General features: G+C 68.1%; 20 protein-coding genes and 1 tRNA gene. 3 read left to right on the top strand and 18 right to left on the bottom strand.

Annotated features, from left to right (window positions below):
• Window positions 1–71 precede the first annotated feature (71 nt).
• The 3 genes from N1031_RS18490 to N1031_RS18480 form a co-directional block, all read right to left on the bottom strand.
• Window positions 72–1,055, bottom strand: a complete 984-nt coding sequence (locus N1031_RS18490) for a carbohydrate ABC transporter permease (protein ID WP_259481387.1) — start codon at window positions 1,053–1,055, stop codon at window positions 72–74.
• Entirely contained in the window at window positions 1,052–2,182 is a 1,131-nt protein-coding gene (locus tag N1031_RS18485) for a carbohydrate ABC transporter permease (RefSeq protein ID WP_259481386.1), read from the bottom strand. Before N1031_RS18485 ends, N1031_RS18490 begins: the two co-directional genes overlap by 4 nt.
• 129 nt (window positions 2,183–2,311) lie before the next feature.
• Complete coding sequence (locus N1031_RS18480) at window positions 2,312–3,631, bottom strand: ABC transporter substrate-binding protein (RefSeq protein ID WP_259481385.1); 1,320 nt, start codon at window positions 3,629–3,631, stop codon at window positions 2,312–2,314.
• Between the two features lie 243 nt (window positions 3,632–3,874).
• Between N1031_RS18480 and N1031_RS18475 the strand changes: the two genes are divergently transcribed.
• Window positions 3,875–4,900: a LacI family DNA-binding transcriptional regulator gene (locus N1031_RS18475; protein WP_259481384.1), complete on the top strand. Its 1,026-nt coding sequence runs from the start codon at window positions 3,875–3,877 to the stop codon at window positions 4,898–4,900.
• 65 nt (window positions 4,901–4,965) lie between these two features.
• Here the strand turns inward: N1031_RS18475 and rplL are convergent, their stop codons facing one another.
• The 5 genes from rplL to N1031_RS18450 form a co-directional block, all read right to left on the bottom strand.
• Window positions 4,966–5,355, bottom strand: a complete 390-nt coding sequence (gene rplL / locus N1031_RS18470; RefSeq protein ID WP_171705938.1) for a 50S ribosomal protein L7/L12 — start codon at window positions 5,353–5,355, stop codon at window positions 4,966–4,968.
• Window positions 5,356–5,404: 49 nt separating this feature from the next.
• On the bottom strand, window positions 5,405–5,920 hold the full coding sequence (gene rplJ / locus N1031_RS18465) for a 50S ribosomal protein L10 (RefSeq protein ID WP_259481383.1): 516 nt from the start codon (window positions 5,918–5,920) through the stop codon (window positions 5,405–5,407).
• Between the two features lie 270 nt (window positions 5,921–6,190).
• The gene (locus N1031_RS18460) at window positions 6,191–6,355 is read right to left on the bottom strand and encodes a hypothetical protein (protein ID WP_259481381.1); all 165 of its coding nucleotides are present in this window, start codon (window positions 6,353–6,355) and stop codon (window positions 6,191–6,193) included.
• Window positions 6,356–6,411: 56 nt separating this feature from the next.
• Window positions 6,412–7,839: a sensor histidine kinase gene (locus N1031_RS18455; RefSeq protein ID WP_259481380.1), complete on the bottom strand. Its 1,428-nt coding sequence runs from the start codon at window positions 7,837–7,839 to the stop codon at window positions 6,412–6,414.
• Complete coding sequence (locus N1031_RS18450; protein ID WP_310795718.1) at window positions 7,836–8,606, bottom strand: response regulator transcription factor; 771 nt, start codon at window positions 8,604–8,606, stop codon at window positions 7,836–7,838. The genes N1031_RS18455 and N1031_RS18450 overlap by 4 nt, the downstream gene beginning before the upstream one ends.
• A gap of 115 nt (window positions 8,607–8,721) precedes the next feature.
• On the opposite strand from N1031_RS18450, the gene N1031_RS18445 reads away from it, so the two are divergent.
• On the top strand, window positions 8,722–9,372 hold the full coding sequence (locus N1031_RS18445; protein ID WP_375163657.1) for a YqaJ viral recombinase family protein: 651 nt from the start codon (window positions 8,722–8,724) through the stop codon (window positions 9,370–9,372).
• Here N1031_RS18445 and N1031_RS18440 read toward each other — a convergent pair.
• Window positions 9,357–10,040: a DUF998 domain-containing protein gene (locus N1031_RS18440; protein WP_259481378.1), complete on the bottom strand. Its 684-nt coding sequence runs from the start codon at window positions 10,038–10,040 to the stop codon at window positions 9,357–9,359. The genes N1031_RS18445 and N1031_RS18440 overlap by 16 nt on opposite strands.
• A 208-nt stretch (window positions 10,041–10,248) precedes the next feature.
• Between N1031_RS18440 and N1031_RS18435 the strand changes: the two genes are divergently transcribed.
• A complete protein-coding gene (locus tag N1031_RS18435; protein WP_375163656.1) occupies window positions 10,249–11,274 on the top strand; it encodes an NADP-dependent oxidoreductase in 1,026 nt (341 codons plus the stop codon).
• Between the two features lie 26 nt (window positions 11,275–11,300).
• On the opposite strand, the gene N1031_RS18430 is transcribed toward N1031_RS18435, so the two are convergent.
• The 9 genes from N1031_RS18430 to N1031_RS18390 all read right to left on the bottom strand — a co-directional run bounded on the left by N1031_RS18430 (window position 11,301) and on the right by N1031_RS18390 (window position 18,562).
• A complete protein-coding gene (locus tag N1031_RS18430) occupies window positions 11,301–12,317 on the bottom strand; it encodes a cell wall-binding repeat-containing protein (protein ID WP_259481376.1) in 1,017 nt (338 codons plus the stop codon).
• A 78-nt stretch (window positions 12,318–12,395) separates the two neighbouring features.
• The gene (locus tag N1031_RS18425; protein ID WP_259481374.1) at window positions 12,396–12,926 is read right to left on the bottom strand and encodes a GNAT family N-acetyltransferase; all 531 of its coding nucleotides are present in this window, start codon (window positions 12,924–12,926) and stop codon (window positions 12,396–12,398) included.
• Between the two features lie 143 nt (window positions 12,927–13,069).
• Complete coding sequence (locus N1031_RS18420; protein WP_259481372.1) at window positions 13,070–14,422, bottom strand: cell wall-binding repeat-containing protein; 1,353 nt, start codon at window positions 14,420–14,422, stop codon at window positions 13,070–13,072.
• Between the two features lie 133 nt (window positions 14,423–14,555).
• On the bottom strand, window positions 14,556–15,863 hold the full coding sequence (locus tag N1031_RS18415) for a cell wall-binding repeat-containing protein (protein ID WP_259481370.1): 1,308 nt from the start codon (window positions 15,861–15,863) through the stop codon (window positions 14,556–14,558).
• Between the two features lie 177 nt (window positions 15,864–16,040).
• Window positions 16,041–16,730, bottom strand: a complete 690-nt coding sequence (gene rplA / locus N1031_RS18410; protein ID WP_259481369.1) for a 50S ribosomal protein L1 — start codon at window positions 16,728–16,730, stop codon at window positions 16,041–16,043.
• Between the two features lie 13 nt (window positions 16,731–16,743).
• On the bottom strand, window positions 16,744–17,175 hold the full coding sequence (gene rplK, locus N1031_RS18405) for a 50S ribosomal protein L11 (protein ID WP_259481367.1): 432 nt from the start codon (window positions 17,173–17,175) through the stop codon (window positions 16,744–16,746).
• A gap of 81 nt (window positions 17,176–17,256) precedes the next feature.
• The gene (nusG, locus tag N1031_RS18400) at window positions 17,257–18,135 is read right to left on the bottom strand and encodes a transcription termination/antitermination protein NusG (RefSeq protein WP_375163658.1); all 879 of its coding nucleotides are present in this window, start codon (window positions 18,133–18,135) and stop codon (window positions 17,257–17,259) included.
• Window positions 18,136–18,191: 56 nt separating this feature from the next.
• A complete protein-coding gene (gene secE / locus N1031_RS18395; RefSeq protein WP_259481363.1) occupies window positions 18,192–18,464 on the bottom strand; it encodes a preprotein translocase subunit SecE in 273 nt (90 codons plus the stop codon).
• A gap of 25 nt (window positions 18,465–18,489) precedes the next feature.
• Window positions 18,490–18,562 (bottom strand) — tRNA-Trp (locus tag N1031_RS18390).
• Window positions 18,563–18,692: the final 130 nt, after the last annotated feature.

Here is an 18,692-nt window from a genome sequence, read left to right as displayed (position 1 = left end):
CGTACACGCAAGATTCGCGGCACCCGAGACGCCCTGGGCGCCGGATGCCGCGAATCTTGTGTAGGTGAACGTCAGCCCTTCGTCGAGCCCGCCAGCAGCCCGCGCACGAAGAACCGCTGCAGCGCGAAGAAGACGATCAGCGGCACGATGATGGCCACGAACGCACCCGCGGTGAGCAGGTACCAGTCCTGACCGCGCGAACCCGTGATCTCGGCCAGCAGCTTGGTGATCGGTGCCACCGAGCCGTCGGCGAAGATGAGCGCCACGAGCAGGTCGTTCCACACCCACAGGAACTGGAAGATCGCGAACGACGCCAGCGCCGGCATGGTGAGCGGCAGGATGATGCGGAAGAAGATCTGCCCGTGACCCGCACCGTCGACCCGCGCCGCCTCGATCACCTCGCGCGGAATCTCCGACACGAAGTTGTGCAGCAGGAAGATCGCCAGCGGCAGCGCGAAGATCGTGTGCGCGATCCACACCTGCGAGAAGGTTCCGCTCGACGGGATGCCCGAGAAGATCCAGTCGTCGCCCACCGCAACGCCCCGCGAGAACAGCGACAGCAGCGGCACGAGCGCCATCTGGATCGGCACGATCTGCAGCGCGAACACCCCGATGAAGAGGATGTCCTTGCCCTTGAAGTCGATCCACGCGAACGCGTAGGCCGCGAGCGAGGCGATCACGAGGGGGATGAGCGTAGCCGGGATGGTGATGGCGATCGAGTTGATGAAGCTCGAGGCGATGGTGACCGACGAGTTGCCCGACTGCAGCACCTCGGCGTAGTTGTCGAGGGTGAAGCCCCAGTTCTCGAAGATCGTCCACCAGCCCGAGGTCTGGATGTCGGTGCGCTCGCGGAACGAGGAGATGAACAGCCCGAAGGTGGGGATGGTCCACAGCACCGCGATCACGAGCGCGGCGGCCGTGGCCCAGCGGCTGGTGAGCCTGCGCTTGGTGCGCTTGGTCACCGTCTCCTGGCGCTCGATCGCCTTCTCGCCGCGCCGGAGCTGCTTCTCGGTGGCGGGATCGACCGGCAGGTCGATCGGCTGCACGGCGCTCATCGGATCTCCCTCTGCTTCTTGATCTGCCGGGCGTTGTAGATGACGATCGGCATCACGAGGATGAACAGGATGACCGCGAACGCGGCCGACCGTCCGTACTCGAAGTTCTTGAACTGGGTGTACATCTCGTTCGCCAGCACGCTGGTCTCGTTCGCGCCCGCCGTCATGGTGCGCACGATGTCGAAGACCTTCAGCGAGGCGATGGAGATCGTGGTGATCACCACGATGAGCGACGAGCGGATGCCCGGCACCGTCACGTTGATGAAGCGCTGCCAGGCGTTGGTGCCGTCGAGCTCAGCCGCCTCGAGCTGCTCGGTCGGGACGCCCTTGATCGCGGCCGAGAGCACGACCATCGCGAAACCGGTCTGGATCCAGATCAGCACCACGATGAGGAAGAAGGTGTTCCACGGCGAGTTCGCCAGCCACTGCTGCGGGTCGCCGCCGAGCCACACCACGACCTGGTTGAGCAGACCGATCTGGTTCTGGTCTTCGGGCCGGTAGGTGTAGACGAAGCGCCAGATGATCGACGCGCCCACAAAGGAGATGGCCATCGGCATGAACACGAGGATCTTGAAGAACTTCTCACCGCGGCTCTTGTCGATGAAGACCGCATAGGCCAGACCGAAGACCGTGGAGAGGGTGGGCACGAGGAGCACCCAGATGATGGTGTTGAGGATGACCCGCAGGTTCTGCGGGTTGGTGAGTACCCAGGCGAAGTTGTCGAGCCCGACGAAGGCGCCCCGGCTCGAGAACAGCGAGTCGACGGCCGTCTTGATGGTGGGGTAGATGAGACCCACCAGCAGCAGGATGATCGCCGGCGCGAGGAAGCCGAAGAGCTGGAACAGGTAGCCCGCGCCCTGGGCGGAGCGGCGGTCGAGCCAGAAGAACAGGAGGCCGAAGGCGGCAGCGATGAGCGCAGCCCACCAGACCGAGCCGATGAGCACCAACGCCAGGAACGGCGCGATGATGCAGACGGCGAGACGGATGATCGTGTACTTGCGCCCGGTGCGCGGCGCGATCTCGATGAAGAACAGCACCAGGGCGATGACGGCGGCGAACGCCAGCACCACGATGGGGATCTGAGCGAGCGGTGGTAGTCCCCCCACCCAGAGCAGGAACTCTGACATGACAACCTTTCGAGTGCGACTCTGAACTGCGACAGGCCCGACGCACTGGCGTCGTTCTGACACCGTACACCGGGGTGCGCCGAGGCCGCCCGAATCTCTCCGGACGGCCTCGGTGCAGCGGGGGCCCGATTACTCGGTGGGCCAGCCCGCCTCGATCGAGGTGAGCACGTCCTCCTGCGGAGTGCCGTTGATCCAGTCGACCATGCCCTTCCAGAAGGTGCCGGCGCCGACGGCACCCGGCATCAGGTCACTGGCGTCGAACCGGAACGTGGTGTTCGGGTCCTGCAGGATCTCGATGGCCTGCTGCAGGATGGGGCTCTGCGCGTTGGCCGGGTCGAGACCCTTGTTCGCCGAGATGACACCACCCAGAGCGACGCGGCTGTTGGCCCACTCTGGGCTCGAGAGGTATTCCTGCACCTTCACGGTGTCGGCGTCGTTCGAGAACGCGCCCACGATCTCGCCACCACCGGTGACGGCGGTCTCGCCGGCCTCGATGGGCGGGGTCACGAAGGCCCAGATGTCGGCGTCGGGGCCGACCGTGGCACCGGCGTCGGTGAGGAACCCGTCGAAGAACGAGGCCTGGTGGGTGAGCGAGCAGGTGCCCTGCGCCATGCCGGTCGCCACGTCACCGAACTCGGTGGTGTTGATCGACTTCACGTCGCCGTAGCCGGCGTTGACGTAGTCGGGGTTGAGCAGGATGTCGCCGACCGCGGTGAAGGCGTCGGAGATGGGGGCGTCGGTGAACGTGACCTCGTTCGCGACCCACTCGTCGTAGACCTCGGGGCCGGACTGACGGAGCACCAGGTCTTCGACCCAGTCGGTGCCGGGCCAGCCGGTGGCGTCGCCCGAGCCGAAGCCGGCGCACCAGGGCTGGGTGCCGAGGGTCGACTGCATGGTGGCGGTGAGGTCGAGCAGCTCCTGGTAGGTCGTGGGGACCTCCCAGCCGTTGTCGGCGAACTGCTTGGGCGAGTACCAGACGAAGCCCTTGACGCTCGCCATCAGCGGAGCGCCGTAGAAGGTGTCGTCGACGGTGCCGTAGGCCTTCCAGTCCTCCGACCAGTACTCGTCGACGTTGGCCTCGACGCCCTCGGGGGCGGCCTGGATGAAGCCGCGCGAGGCGAGGTCGGCCAGCAGACCCGGCTGCGGGAAGATCGCGAGGTCGGGCGGGTTGCCACCCTGGGCCCGGATGCCGATCTGGGACTCGAACTCCTTCGACGACTCGTACTGGATGTCGATGCCGTTCTCTTCTTCCCAGTCGGCCCAGGACTGCTCGAGCAGCTCGGCCTCGGTGTCGGCGATGGTGCCGTAGACGGTGACGACGCCGTCAGCGTCGCCCGAACCGCTGTTCGCGCCTCCGCCCGCTCCGCCGGAACAACCGACGAGAGCCAGACCGAGACCGGTGGCGATGGCGATGGGCGCTGTGACGCGGCGGTGCAGAATGGACCGCATTTCTCCTCCTCATTGAGTGTGTGACGCCCCCCGTAGTGGTGCCTCCGGTGGCGCGTTAGGGAAACCTTTCCATAACTCTTCGCAAATCACAACCCGCCCCTCCGGTGGATTCCGAAGGTAACGATTAGGTTGCAGAGAGCGCTCTCACGATATCAGATCGGCGGCTCTGCGCAAGAGTCGAGACCGATCGCATCCCAACCGGCCGACTGCTATTGTGGAAGCGTTTGCAGACGAGGAGGTCGCATGACGGGCATCGAAGACGTCGCCGCCCTGGCAGGAGTGTCGAAGGCGACGGTGTCGCGCGCGCTCAGCGGCCGCGGCTACGTCTCGGCCGAGACCCGCTCCCGCGTCGAGGCGGCCGCGTCGAGCCTGGGGTACGTCGTCTCGTCGAGCGCGTCGAGCCTCGTGACCGGCCGCACCAACAACGTCGGCGTCATCATCCCGATGATCAACCAGTGGTTCTTCGCCTCGATCCTCGAGGGGGTCGAGCGCGCCCTCCTCGATCGCGGCTACGACCTCATGCTCTACAACGTCACCAAGACCGAGGCCGAGCGCACGAAGGTGTTCGAGTACTTCCTGGTGCGCAAGCGGGTCGACGCGGTCATCGCGGTCACGCTCGAGATCACCCCCGAGGAGACCTCGCAGCTCTTGGCCCTCGGCAAGCCGATCGCGGGTATCGGCGGTCCCCTCGAGGGCATCCCCACCCTCAGCATCGACGATGTGGAGGCGGCCCGGCTGGCGACGGAGCACCTCATCCTGCTCGGGCATCGCGAGATCATGCACGTGGGCGGAGACGTGCACGAGCAGATGGACTTCCATGTGCACTCGAAGCGCCTGCGCGGCTTCCTCGAGGCCCTGCAGTCCGCCGGCCTCCCTGCCGACGAGCACTCCTACGTGGCGACCAGGTTCGACATCCCGGGCGGCTACACGGTCGGCAAGCAGATCCTGGGCGACCCCCGCCGGCGGCCCACCGCCATCTTCGCAGCGGCTGACGAGGTGGCCATCGGCGTCATCATCGCGGCACGCGAGCTCGGCATCTCGGTGCCCGACGACCTCTCGGTCATCGGCATCGACAACCATCCGCTCGGGGCCATGTTCGGCCTCACCTCACTCGAGCAGCGCCCCGACCTGCAGGGCGAGCAGGCGGTCGAATGGGTCATCCGCCAGCTCGAGCAGCCCGGCTGGGCACCCCCGCCCGTGCACAGCGTGGTGCCCGCCCGCCTCGTCATCCGCTCCTCGACGGCCCGCCCGCGCCCCCGCGCATCCTGAACCGGCCCGTTAACGGGCGAATGCCCCGAGCCGTGGCCCGGGGCATTCGACGGTAGTGGCTGAGACTACTTGAGGGTGACGGTCGCGCCGGCCTCTTCGAGCTGAGCCTTGGCCTTCTCGGCGGTCTCCTTGTTCGCGCCCTCGAGCACGGCCTTGGGGGCGCCGTCGACGAGTGCCTTCGCCTCACCGAGGCCGAGGCTGGTGAGCGCGCGCACCTCCTTGATGACCTGGATCTTCTTCTCGCCGGCCGCCTCGAGGATGACGTCGAAGGAGTCCTTCTCCTCAACCTCTTCAGCAGCAGCGCCACCGCCGGCAGCGGCGGGGCCGGCAACGGCGACGGGAGCGGCCGCGGTGACCTCGAAGGTCTCCTCGAACGCCTTGACGAACTCGCTCAGCTCGATGAGCGTGAGCTCCTTGAACGCCTCAAGCAGTTCCTCGGTGGAAAGCTTTGCCATGATGTTCTCCTTGTTTGGTAGTTAGTTCAACCGCGTCGTGAGCAGGAGCTCAGGATGCGGACTCCTGCTTCTCACGCAGCGCCTCGACCGTGCGGACGGCCTTCGACAGCGGCGCGTTGAAGAGATATGCGGCACCGAACAGCGAGGCCTTGAAGGCACCGGCCAGCTTGGCCAGCAGCACCTCACGGGACTCGAGGTCGGCGAGCTTGGTGACCTCTTCGGCGCTCAGGGGGTTACCGTCGAAGTAACCGCCCTTGACGACGAGAAGAGGGTTTGCCTTGGCGAAGTCACGCAACGACTTGGCGACGGCCACGGGGTCACCGTGGACGAAGGCGATCGCAGAGGGGCCGGCGAGCTCGTCGTCGAACGACGAGATGCCGGCGTTGTTCGCCGCGATCTTGGTCAGCGTGTTCTTCACCACGGCGTATGACGCGTGCTCACGGATGTTGCCACGCAGCTGCTTGAGCTGCGCGACCGTGAGACCGCGATACTCGGTCAGCAGAACGGCGGTCGAGCTCTGGAAGAGTTCCGTGAGCTCGGCAACCGAGGCTTCCTTGTTCGCCATGGCGCTCCTAATGGGTGTTGGTTTCAGCCGGGGCGACCGCCGCTCGAACGAAAAAAGCTCCGGCACAGGAGGCCGGAGCTCGGAGAACAGCACGGATGCTGGAGTCTTGCTTCGTACACCTGCGCAGGTCTTCGCTCGTGCGAACTTTAGATAGGAACCCGCTGCTCTCACAGCGCGCACCGATGACCGGCGGTCTTTGGCCTCGACAAGCATAGACGGCCCGCGCATCCGGTGCAAGTCACGGATGCGCGGGCCGGGATGGAGAGGGAGCTACACCCGTCGGTTGCCCGAGATCATCCTCACGAGGAAGACGATCACGGCGAACACGAGAAGGATGAGCCCGATCCAGAGCAGGAAGTTCAGTGTCTGAACGAATCCTCCCGTGAACAGGAGGACCACGGCGATCACGGCGATGATGATGAGCAGGATGTTCATGCCGCCGAACCTACCCCCGTTCGGGGGATTCGGCTCGGATCGCCCGTCGCAGCCCGTCAGCTCGCGAGCGGGATGGCCACGGCGAAGACGGTCTCGCCCGGGCGGCTGGTGACGGCCACCTCGCCGCCGTGGGCGTCGACCACGGCCTTCACGATGGCGAGCCCGAGGCCCGTGCTGCCGGCGTGCCGGGAGCGGGAGGAGTCACCGCGCACGAAGCGCTCGAACAGCGCGGGCTGGAGCTCCGGGTCGATGCCGGGGCCATTGTCCGCCACCGTCACGAGGGCGAATCCCCGGCCGTCTTCGCGGTCGCGGCGCTCCACCGCGACGCGCACCGTGGATCCCGCCGGCGTGTGCACGCGGGCGTTGGCGAGCAGGTTGGCGAACACCTGGTGCAGGCGGTGCGGGTCGCCCGAGACCTGGACCGGGTCTTCGGGAAGGTCGAGCTCCCAGGTGTGGTCGGGGCCGGCGACGTGGGCGTCGCTCACCACGTCGACGAGCACGAGGGAGAGATCGACCTCAGAGAGGGCGAGCTCGGGCTTGGCGTCGAGCCGGGCCAGGAGGAGGAGGTCTTCGACCAGAGTGGTCATGCGGGTCGCCTCCGACTCGATGCGGCCCAGGGAATGCGAGACGTCGTCGGGCAGGTCGGGCGCGGTGCGGCGGGTGAGCTCGGCGTAGCCGCGGATGGACGCCAGCGGCGTGCGGAGCTCGTGGCTGGCGTCGGCGACGAACTGGCGGACCTTGTTCTCGCTGCGCTGGCGGGAGATGAGGGCGGCGGCCACGTGTTCGAGCATCCTGTTGAAGGCGAGTCCCACACGGCCGACCTCGGAACGCGGGTCGGTGGCGGGCACACGCTCGGCGAGGGCGACGTCGCCACGGTCGAGCGGGAGTTGCGCCACGCGGGTGGCGGTGGCGGTGACACGGTCGAGCGGCCGGAGGGCGAGGCGGATGACGAGGAGTCCTGTGACACCGGCGACGAGCATGGCGCCGGCCGTGACGGCGACGATCACGACGATCTGCTGCGAGATGGTGCTCTCGATGTCGGCGAGCGGGAGGCCGGTGACGATCTGGCCACCGTCGCTCGTGACGGTGACGCCCTCGACCCGGTAGGCGCCGAGGTCGCCCAGCGTGAGGCTCGAGGGCTCGCGACCCGGCGCACCCGCCACGAGCGCCTCGATCTCGGCCGAGGTGAGCGCCTGGGTCTGGCCGCCCTCGGTGAGCACGAGCCCCTGGGCCTCGCCGGCGGCGGTGATGACCGCGACGATCGTGCCGGACGCCTGGCCCAGCGTGAGCCCGCCGGCCGGCCCGAAGCCCTGCGACTGGTTCGTGATCGAGCCCACGGTGCGGTTGGAGGACTCCCGCAGCTGATTGTCGAGCTGGCCGAGGAGGTAGCCGTTGAGCGCGACCGTGGAGACGACGCCGATGATGACCCCGGCGAGCGCGATGAGACCGAGCACGCTCAGGATCAGCGTGCGGCGGAGGGTCACAGCGCCGGCTTCAGCATGTAGCCCGCACCGCGGACGGTGTGGATCATCGGCGGGCGGCCGGCGTCGACCTTCTTGCGCAGGTAGGAGATGTAGATCTCCACGACGCTCGACTTGCCGCCGAAGTCGTAGCTCCACACCCGGTCGAGGATCTGCGCCTTGCTCAGCACGCGGCGAGGGTTGCGCATGAGGTAGCGCAGCAGCTCGAACTCGGTGGCGGTGAGCTCGATGGGTTCGCCGTCGCGGAACACCTCGTGGCTGTCCTCGTTGAGTTCGAGGTCGCCCACGGTCACGATCGGATCGTCGGCGTCGGCGATCACGAGGGTCGACCGGCGGATGAGGCCGCGCAGGCGGGCGACCAGCTCCTCGAGGCTGAAGGGCTTGGTGACGTAGTCGTCACCCCCCGCGGTGAGCCCGGCGATCCGGTCGTCGAGCGCGTCCTTGGCCGTGAGGAACAGCACGGGTGTCTCGTGCCCGTCACCCCTCACCCGCTGCAGCACCTGGAGCCCGTCGATGTCGGGCAGCATGACGTCGAGCACGATCACGTCGGGGCGGAACTCGCGTGCGATCGTGATGGCCTGGCGGCCCTCGGCGGCGGTCTTGACCTCCCAGCCCTCGTAGCGGAGGGCCATGGAGAGCAGGTCGGTGAGAGTGCTCTCGTCGTCGACGACGAGAGCCCGCACCGGTGAGCCGTCGGCTCGGCGCAGACGCGGCTGGGCGGAGGACGCCGACGAGGCGGCGCCGGTGAGAAGGGATCGGTCGAGAGTCACAGTTCCAGTATTGGCAGTCGGCTATGAGGAGTCTATGAAAGACCCAAGGTGCATCTGAGAAAGCGCGTGCGGCGTGCCCGGCGGTCGTGTCGGTGCGAGGAGGCACAATAGGTGCATGTCCGATGCCATGCTCGCCTTCCCCTGGGAGCAGGAGCTCGGACTTCCCCCTGCTCCACCGGCTCCCCCACCCCATCTGACGAGGGTGGTGGCATCGTCGAACGACCGCGTGGCGTGGATGCGCGCCCGGAGCCGGGGGGTGACCGCGACCGATGCGGCGAGGCTGGCCAGCGATGCCGCCGTGCGGGCCGTCGCGTGGGAGAAGCTCAACGGTTCGGGGTTCACGGGCAACGTCTTCACCGAGCACGGCCGGGCCCGCGAGCCCGAGATCGCTGCCTGGGTTCGACGCGAGCACGGCATCGAGCCCAGCACCGCACTGTTCCACTCGGCTCGCGAACCGCGACACCTCGCCACCCCCGACGGCGTGCGCTGCGCCGACGACGGCACCGTCGAGCTCGCCGAGATCAAGACCACCTCCAAGCCCTGGTCGCGCATCCCCCGGGGCTACCTGCGGCAGGTGTGGTGGCAGCAGTACGTGCTGGGCGCCGAGCGCACCCTGGTGGTGTGGGAGCAGCACCAGGATTTCGTGCCGGTGGGCGGAGAGCCCCGCTGCGAGTGGGTGGAGCGCGACGAGTCGCAGATCGAGCTGCTCGTGCGCCGCGCCGATGAACTGCTGCAGTGGATGCGCGGCCGCTACGGCAGACCCTGAGGCGCGGGCCGCCGCACGAGCTCGATGGCGAAGAAGACCGCCAGGCCGACGAGCCAGGCCAGGGCCACCGTGGTCGCGATGAGTTCGAGCACCCCTCCGAGGTCGGTGCCCAGTCGCAGGAGTGAGAGCAGGCCACCGACACCCGCGATGACCGCGACCGAGATCGCGCTCCCCAGCGAGAGGCGCGACAGCCCCCGATAGCGCCGCTCCGCGGCGGCCTGGAGCATGACGAAGGACGCGGCGACGAAGCCGATCACCGCGCATCCGGTGTGGATGAGGTCTTGCCAGGTGAACGCGTCGCCCACGGGAAGAGGACAGTATTGCGTGCACGTGACCTGCGAGGCCACACCGAACGCCACCCCGGCCAGGGCGAGCACCGCACCCGAGGGGAGCACGGCGAGCCAGCGGAGCGACGGCCTGAGGATCGGTGCGGACGCTGCGGCCAGGAGCGCCGACGCGGCGACCAGCACCATCGCCAGCTGGAACACGGCGGCGGTCGGTTCCTCGGGCGCACCCATCTCGCTGACGTAGAGGAAGCGATCGGCACTCAGGCGCGCCACCCAGATGAGCACCAGCCCCGTGGCCGCCGAGGTCGCGGCCACCGCGAGACCAGCCACCCGGGCCGCGGTCACGGTGGCTGTTGTACGGCTCTCCAGGGTGAGGCTCATCGTTCGGGTCTCGCCATCCATCGCGTGCGGCCGGGTGCTTGTGTTGCTGAATGTTAACGCAGCCCTGTCGAGTTTGCACCACAGTGATGTGCGCGTAACACCGGCGAATCATTCGGACCATAACGTGGACAGCAGCCGAGACGGCTGCGCAGAGAGGCGGGTAGCCCGAGCCCTCCGTCTGCGCTCGCACCATGACGGAAGGCAGTTGATGATCGAGCAGTGGAGTGGCACATCGGGTTCCACCAGCCCCACCCTGACCCAGCCGAAGACCATGTCGGCGGCGGTGATCCGCGAGTTCGGAGCCCCCGAGGTCTTGGAGGTCACCGAAGTGCCCACCCCGGTTCGCATCAACGCCGAGGTGCTCGTGAAGGTCGCCGCAGCCGGGGTGAACCCGATCGACGCGAAGACTCGCGCCGGCGGCGGCGTCGCGGCGGCCGTGTCGAACCTGCCCTGCATCCTCGGCTACGACTTCGCCGGGGTGGTCGTCGAGGCGCCGTACGCCGGTCATCCGCTCACCGCGGGCGACGAGGTGTACGGAATGACCTCCGTTCCGCGCGGGCCGGGCTCGTACGCCGAGTACCTGTCGGTGCCGAGCCTGCAGGTGACGCGGGCTCCCAAGACACTGTCGCTCGTGGAGGCGGCGGGGGTGCCCTTGGCCGCCCTGACGGCCTGGGGTCTCGTGGTCGACCTGGCCAAGGCGCATGAGGGACAGAAAATGCTCATCCACGCCGGCTCCGGAGGGGTGGGGCATTTCGCGGTGCAGTTCGCCGCCTACTTCGGCGCGCGGGTGACCGCCACCGCGTCGTCGCGCAATCAGAGCTGGCTGCGGGAGCTCGGGGCGACCACGGTGATCGACTACACCGCGACGCGGTTCGAAGAGGTGCTGAGCGACTTCGACGTGGTGATCGACCTGGTGGGGAACACCCGCGACGAGACCGGGAGCCGGTCGCTGCGGGTGCTGCGGCCCGGCGGTCTCATCGTGAACGCACCGACCGGCAGCTGGCCCGGCTTCGAGGCCGAGGCCGCCGAGGCCGGCATGCGGGCGACCACGTTCAAGGTGGCACCCGACGCCTCCACGCTCGCGGTGATCGCGAGACTGATCGACTCGGGCGACGTGCGGGTTCACGTCGACGAGGTGTACCCGCTGTCGGATGCCGCGGAGGCGCATCGCGCGCTCGAGCTCGGCCACACCCGCGGAAAGCTCGTGCTGCAGATCGGCGAGCTGCCTTTCTGAGCGGGCGGCGGCGCCTCGGCGCCGGTTCATGGGCACGTCTCGAGTCGTTCCACCGCGGCTCCGAGTGAGGCCGTTCCTCCGAGGAGCACGATCCGATCGGGCGCCAGCCTCTCCAGCTCTGCCCGCACCGTCCCGGGCACGCAGTCCGGCCGCACCACCAGGAGCGGCGCCGCCGCGTGGGCCGCGACCGGCCCCCCGCTCAGGGCGTCGGCGAACCCGGTGCCGCTCGTGAGATAGACCGTTCGCGCCGAGGCGTAGGCGTGCCGACTCACCGCCACGGCGGTGGCGTAGCGATCGGCTCCTGACAGCCTCGACGCGGGCGCGATCATGCCGAGAGTCGCTTCGGCCTCGGGCGTGATCGAGCGCGGCCCGCCCACGATCACCGTGGCATCGGGGGCGAACCCACGGAGGAACATCGCGTCGGCACCGGCTGGATCGGACGCCTCCGACGAGAGGAGGAGAACGGGTGCGCCCCGCCGGGCCGCGGGCGACGCGGCCGCGAGGGCGTCGGGAAAGTCGGCTCCGGTGGCCAGGGTCAGGGAGCCCGCGTCGGGTGCGCCCGCCAGAGGGTCGACCAGCAGCGTTCTCGACGTCGCGTAGCGGTCGGCGCCCTGCACGCGACTCACGATCACCCCGGGGAGTTGACGGGAGAGAGCGATGAGCACCTCGTCGTCGATGCTCGACCGCCCTCCCACGACCACGGCGACCTCGGCGCGCAGCCTCCGGATCTCTGCCACCACCCCGTCAGGAGCGCGATCGTGCGGAACGAGCAACAGAGGCGACTCACGCACACCCGCGACCGACGCCGCCGACAGCGCATCCGGGAACGACTCGCCGCTGGCGAGATAGACCAGACTCGACCCCGAGAACACCGATCGGCTCGCCTCGACCGCCTGCGCGTAGCGGTCGGCACCGGCGATGCGCCCGGGTCGCGGCAGCCTCACCTCTGCGGCGGCTTCGCCGCCCGCACTCCAGCCCACCGCCGTGACGGCCAGCCATGCGATGAGGGCCGTCCGCCATCGAAGTGATCGGTTGCGCGTCATGGGTGCTCCTTCTTCGCGACCCATGCTCGTCGCGGAGGGCACTCATGCGACGTGAGCAATGACCACTCTGTGGAGAAGTCAGACGGAGCGTTCGAACACGTAGTCGTCGTGGAGTTCGTCGCCGACGAGGAAGTGCTTCGTTCCCACCCGCTCGAAGCCGCTCGCGCGATAGAAGCGCTGGGCTCGCTCGTTGTGCTGATTCACCCCGAGCCACAGCGCCGCTCCCCCGAGTTCCCTCGCGGAGTCGATCGAGGACTGCATCAGCGCTTTCGACACGCCTTGGCCGTGGAACGCCGCCCGCACATAGCACTTGCTCAGTTCGACGGCCGGGCGCGCGGCGACGACCGCGGCGACGTCGGGATCTGCAGGCTCACCCGCCACCAGCATCGTGTAGCCGGCGATCTCGTTGTCGACGTCGGCGAGGAGCACGATCCTTGACGGGTCGCCCAGGTGGGCGCGGAACCTGCCTTCGGAGAGATGCTCCGCGATGAACGCGGCTATCGCTTCGCGACCGGTTCCGGGCGGGCACGCGAGTTCGAAGGTCTCGGCAGCCACCGCCGCCACGATCCCCGCATCATCGGGGCGCGCGTGCCGGACTCTCGTGACCATGGCTCGAATCTATCGGCCTGCCGCCCTGGCGCCCGCCGCCCCGCCCATGGTGCGCGGAATCGGTCTCCGCGGTGCGCTCTGGCCATGTAGCCCTTCCCCTGGGTGTCGGGTGCCGCACAGCGGAGACCGGGACGAGTGGGGCGTCAGCAGGGCGTGAGCTTCTCGATCGCGGCCGACAGGGTACTGCGGCCGCCCAGCACGATCACCTTGGTCGCCCCGACACGGGCGACGTCGCGGAGCACGGAGTGGGGTACGCAGTCGTCGGCCACGAGATAGACGGGTGCGCCCTGATGACCGGCTGCCGGAGCACCGCTGAGGGCGTCGGGGAACACGGCTCCGCTGGCGAAGAACACCGTCGGTGCCGAGTCGAACACCTTGTTCAGCGCCACCGCACCCGCATACCTGTCGGCGCCGCTGACACGGGAGACCGCCCAGGGGCCGGAGCGCAATGCCCCTTCCAGCGCCGAGCTCACCGAGGCCGGACCTCCGGCGATACGGATGTCGGTGACCCGCAACGACTTGAACAGCGCGAGCTCGTCGGAGGACGCGGCCGACTTCGATCCGTCGACGAGGAGCACGGGCGCGTTGAGCGAGATGGCGGCGGGCGACGCCGCCAGAGCATCGGGAAAGCTCGCACCTGTGGCGAGGTAGAGCCACGGTGATGCGGGCGCACCGAACTCAGGGTGCTGGAGGAGTGCGCGCGAGCCCGCGTAGCGGTCGGCGCCGGAGATGCGGGTCACCGTCGTGCCCGCGAAGGCGCCTTCGATGGACGCCACGACGGAGGGCGAGACGGAGGCGGGACCGCCCACCACCACCACGTCGTCAGGCCGCAAGCGGGCGAGCTCCGCTCGCGTCGGGTCGGGCAGCGACGTCGCGGCCGTCAGCAGCAGCGGAGACCCGTGGATGCCCGCGACCGCGCCGGCGCTCAGGGCATCGGCGAACGACTCGCCGCTGGCAAGGTAGACGGTCTCCGCGCTGCTGAAGCTCGAGGCCGACACGAGCGCCGCTTGGTCGTAGCGGTCGGCACCCTCGATGCGCACCGCGGTGGGCGCCTTGCGCACGGTCATGGTGCACGCGACCGAGCGCCGGGCGGAATCGGTGAGTGTGATGCGGAGCGTGAAGGCATAGGTGCCCTCCGAGGTGGGCTTGCCGGTGAAGGCGTAAGGCGAGGCTGCTGCCATGCTGCCGCTGAGCGCCACCCCGGGTGGGAGTGCGCCCGACACGATGGAGGCCTCCGCGTGAGGATCGTATTCGCTCATCGCCCGACGGGGTTCGAGCGGGATGTTCTTCACAGCAGCGGGTTGGGGGCAGACGGGCTTGGCCCCCGCCTCGACGAGCCCGGCCGACACCCCCGCGGTGGAACCGTCGGGGGTGGCGTCGGGCTGTTCTGTCGCGCCGGCGGCCGAGGCCGACGCCAGACTCGAGAAGACCGCTGCGGTGGCCAGCAGGGACAGGATCGACGATCGCCGCCAGTGGCGACGAGGCTTCTGATGCACGGGATTCCTTTCGTTGAGACGCCGATGAAGCGCCGCCGCAACCATGCGGCCTCCCGCCCACCGAGCGACCTGAGTAGTCACCTCCCTGTGCACAACACCGCGAGTGGCTTCTGCTCGTCGACGCGGTGGATCGTCAGTCGAGTGCGCACCACGTGAGGGTGTCAAGGGCCGGGGCCAGTGTCGAATGACCACCCAGGATGACCACCGACGACGGCGCCAGACGTCCGATGCCATAGACGGCTTCACCACTCAGGCAGTCCTTCTGTGTGATGTAGAGCGGCACTCCCGCGGCTCCGGCAACGGCCCCTCCCGTCAGCGCATCCGGATACGTCGCGCCGGCAGCGAGATACACCGTGTCGGCCTCATGGAAGGCGTCTGCGTTGAGGGCTGCTCCTACCTCGAACCGGTCGCGACCACCGAATCGCACCGTGTGATAGCTCTTCTCCAGGTCGTGTTGCAGGGCCGCGCTCACCGAGAGCTCTCCGCCGGCGATCGCGACGGTCTCGGCACCGAGTCGCGACACGGTCGCCTTCTCCTGCGCGGTCAGCGTGGCCTCAGGACCGTAGACGAGCAGAACGGGAGCGTCGAACGCCGCGGCCGCCGGCGAAGCGGTCAGCGCATCGGGAAAGTTCGCGCCGGTGGCGATGTAGACGCGCTTGGACTCCCGAGCACCGAACTCGGGGTGGGCGATCAGGTTGCGTGAGACGGCGTACCGATCCGCCCCACCGATTCGCGTCACCGTCAGACCGGTGCGCACCGATTCGATCCGTGAGACGACGCGGGCGGACACCGAGGCTTCTCCACCCACCAGCACGACCTGCTCGGCGCCCAGCCGCTCGATCTCGCTCAGGACGCCTTCGGGGATGTCGGCCCCGGGTGTGAGCAGCAGAGGCGCCTCATGCTGAGCCGCGATCGCGGCAGCGCTCAACGCGTCTGCATACTTCTCACCGCTGGCGACGTACACCGTGTCGGAGGAGGTGAAGTTCGCGCGGGAGAGCTCGACGCTCTGGTCGTACCGGTCGGCACCGGCGACTCGCGTGACCGACGGCGAGGCCTTGACGGCCATCGTGCAGTTCGCCTTCTCGACGGTGGTTCCGGTCGGGCCGGTCACGCTCACCTCGATGGTGAAGGCAGCGCTCTGCACACGCGCGGGCTCCCCGTAGAGGAAGTTCCGACCGGTGTGCAGCTGCACCCCGTCGGGGAGGGTGCCCGAGATCGACGACGCGGCGGACTCGCCCGCGGCGAGCTCGATCACCGTCGTCTGCGCGATCGGGAATCCGACGACCGCCGACTCCTGCGGACACACGACTCGCCCGGAGGGCGACAGGCCTTCAGAGGCGGATGCGGAGCCGGCGGCGACCGGCAGCAGCGCGCCCGCTGCGATGACGGCCAGAACCGTCGTGACGGACCAGGCGGCGCGGCTGGGAGACGAAAGGGACATGTGAGACCTTCGGATCGAGGAATGAGGACACACGATCCTTGCGCCGGACAGTGCGCCACTGTCATGAGAGGTTTCTACTCAGTAGTCACTCGCACCCGCGAGCGGCGTCACCCGCGAACGCGGAAAGGGCCCGCCGTGTGGCGGGCCCTTTCGGTGCGGTGCAGCAGAAGCGGCGACTCAGATCGCGTTGACGTCGAGCGGGATGCCCGGGCCGAACGTGGTGGAGACGGCGCCCTTCTGGATGTAGCGACCCTTCGAGGCGCTCGGCTTGAGGCGCACGACCTCTTCGAGAGCGGCCTTGATGTTGTCATCGAGCTGCTCGGGAGTGAACCCGGCCTTGCCGACCACGAAGTGCACGTTGGCGTGCTTGTCGACGCGGAACTCGATCTTGCCGCCCTTGATGTCGTTCACGGCCTTGGCCACGTCGGGGGTGACGGTGCCGGTCTTCGGGTTGGGCATGAGGCCGCGGGGGCCGAGCACCTTTCCGAGACGACCCACCTTGCCCATGAGCTCGGGGGTGGAGACCGCCGAGTCGAACGCGGTGTAGCCACCGGCGACCTTCTCGATGAGTTCGTCGCCACCGACCTCGTCGGCGCCGGCCGCGATGGCGGCCTCGGCGGCGGGACCGGTCGCGAACACGATGACGCGGGCGGTCTTGCCGGTGCCGTGAGGCAGGATGACGGTGCCGCGCACCATCTGGTCGGCCTTGCGGGGGTCGACGCCGAGCTTCAGCGCCACCTCGACGGTGCTGTCGAACTTCGACGAGCCGGTCTCGCGAGCGAGCGACACCGCCTCGCTCGGGGTGTAGTACTTGCCGGCCTCGATCTTCTCGGCCGCGGCCCGGTAGGCCTTCGACTTCTGTGCCATGTCAGCCTCCTCCTTATGCCTCGACCGTGATGCCCATGGAACGGGCGGTGCCGGCGATGATCTTCTCTGCGGCGTCGAGGTCGTTCGCGTTCAGGTCGGCCTGCTTCTGCTCGGCGATCTGACGCACCTGCTCACGGGTGAGCTTGGCGACCTTGACGGTGTGCGGGGTGGAGGAGCCTTTGGCCACGCCCGCGGCCTTCTTGATGAGCTCCGCCGCCGGCGGGGTCTTCAGGATGAAGGTGAACGAGCGGTCTTCGTAGACCGTGATCTCGACGGGGATGACGTTGCCGCGCTGCGACTCGGTCGCCGCGTTGTAGGCCTTGCAGAACTCCATGATGTTCACGCCGTGCTGACCGAGCGCCGGGCCGATGGGCGGGGCGGGGTTGGCGGCGCCGGCGTTGATCTGAAGCTTGATCAGACCTGTGACCTTCTTTTTCGGTGCCATTTCTTCTCTTTTCTCTTCGAATCGGCCCGAATGACCGACTCTCCCGTCATCCCGGAGGATGCGGTGAACTGGGGAAGCTTACTACAGCTTCGTGACCTGGTCGAACGACAGCTCGACCGGGGTCTCGCGCTCGAACAGCGACACGAGCACGGTGAGCTTTCCACTCTCGGGCTTGATCTCGCTGATCGAGCCCGGAAGGCCGGCGAACGAGCCCTCCTTGATGGTGATGGTCTCGCCCACCTCGAAGTCGACCTCGGCGGGGACGACGCGCGAGACGGCCTTCGCGCCCTTGCCCGCGGCCTTGGCGACCGGTGCGTCCTTCACCTCGACCAGGCTCTTCAGCATGTTGAAGGCCTCGTCGAACCGCAGCGGGGTGGGGTTGTGCGAGTTGCCGACGAACCCGGTGACGCCCGGGGTGTGCCGCACGACCGACCAGCTGTCCTCGTTGAGGAACATGCGCACGAGCACGTAGCCCGGGATGCGCACACGGGTGACCAGCTTGCGCTGGCCGTTCTTGATCTCGACCACGTCTTCCATCGGAACCTCGACCTGGAAGACGAAGTCCTCCATGCCCAGCGAGGTCTTGCGGCTCTCGATGTTCGACTTCACGCGCTTCTCGAAGCCGGCGTAGGAGTGGATGACGTACCACTTGCCGGGCAGCGAACGCAGCTCGGTGCGGAACGCGTCGTAGGGGTCGACCTCGACCTCCTCCACGTCGGTCTCCTCGACCTCGACCTCGTCGGCGGGTGCCTCGTCGATCGCCGCATCGGGGTCTTCGAGCACGTCGAGCACCGCAGCGGCCTCGTCGAAGTCGTCGATCTTCAGCGCGTCGTCGACGACCGCATCGGCCTCGGGGTCGGACGCCTCGTCGATCGCCTCGAGGAGGGCGTCGAGGTCGGCCGGGACACCGGCTTCTTCGGGCTTTGCGTCAGACAATGAATTCGCTTCCACTTCTCGGATGGGTCTGGGTCTGTCGGCCTGGTTCGGGTGGGTCGTGGCGGATGCCGGGGCACCGGTCAGGATGCGTCTCCGAACACGACCACGGCCAGCCAGCCGAACAGCGTGTCGAGCCCGACCACGATCGCCATCATGATGACCACGAACACCAGCACGACCAGCGTGTAGCTGATGAGCTCGCGACGGGTCGGGGTGACGACCTTCCTCAGCTCGAGGAAGACCTGACGGATGAACAGGGCGATACGGGAGAACGGGTTGCGTCGCGCAGCCCGCTCCTTCTTGGCGTTCTCGACGACGTCTTCAGAAGGCTCGTCGATTACTTTTCGTGCCACCGTGTCATTACCTTTCGAACAGGTGCAGGGCGGACAGGACTCGAACCTGCAACCTGCGGTTTTGGAGACCGCTGCTCTACCAATTGAGCCACCGCCCTAAGCGCCGAAACCCAGCGGCTTCGCTACACTCACTTCAGGCCGAGGCGAGAAAATAGGCATAGAAAAGCTTGGCAGGTTTCAACCACCGACAGACAGTGTAGGTCAGATCGGATGGCACCGCAAAAGGCA

It is taken from the genome of Herbiconiux moechotypicola, from assembly GCF_024979255.1.
GTDB classification, from domain to species: domain Bacteria; phylum Actinomycetota; class Actinomycetes; order Actinomycetales; family Microbacteriaceae; genus Herbiconiux; species Herbiconiux moechotypicola.
The sequence above is the reverse complement of the archived record's forward strand: the minus strand, read 5'-3'. Positions and strand labels throughout refer to the sequence as shown.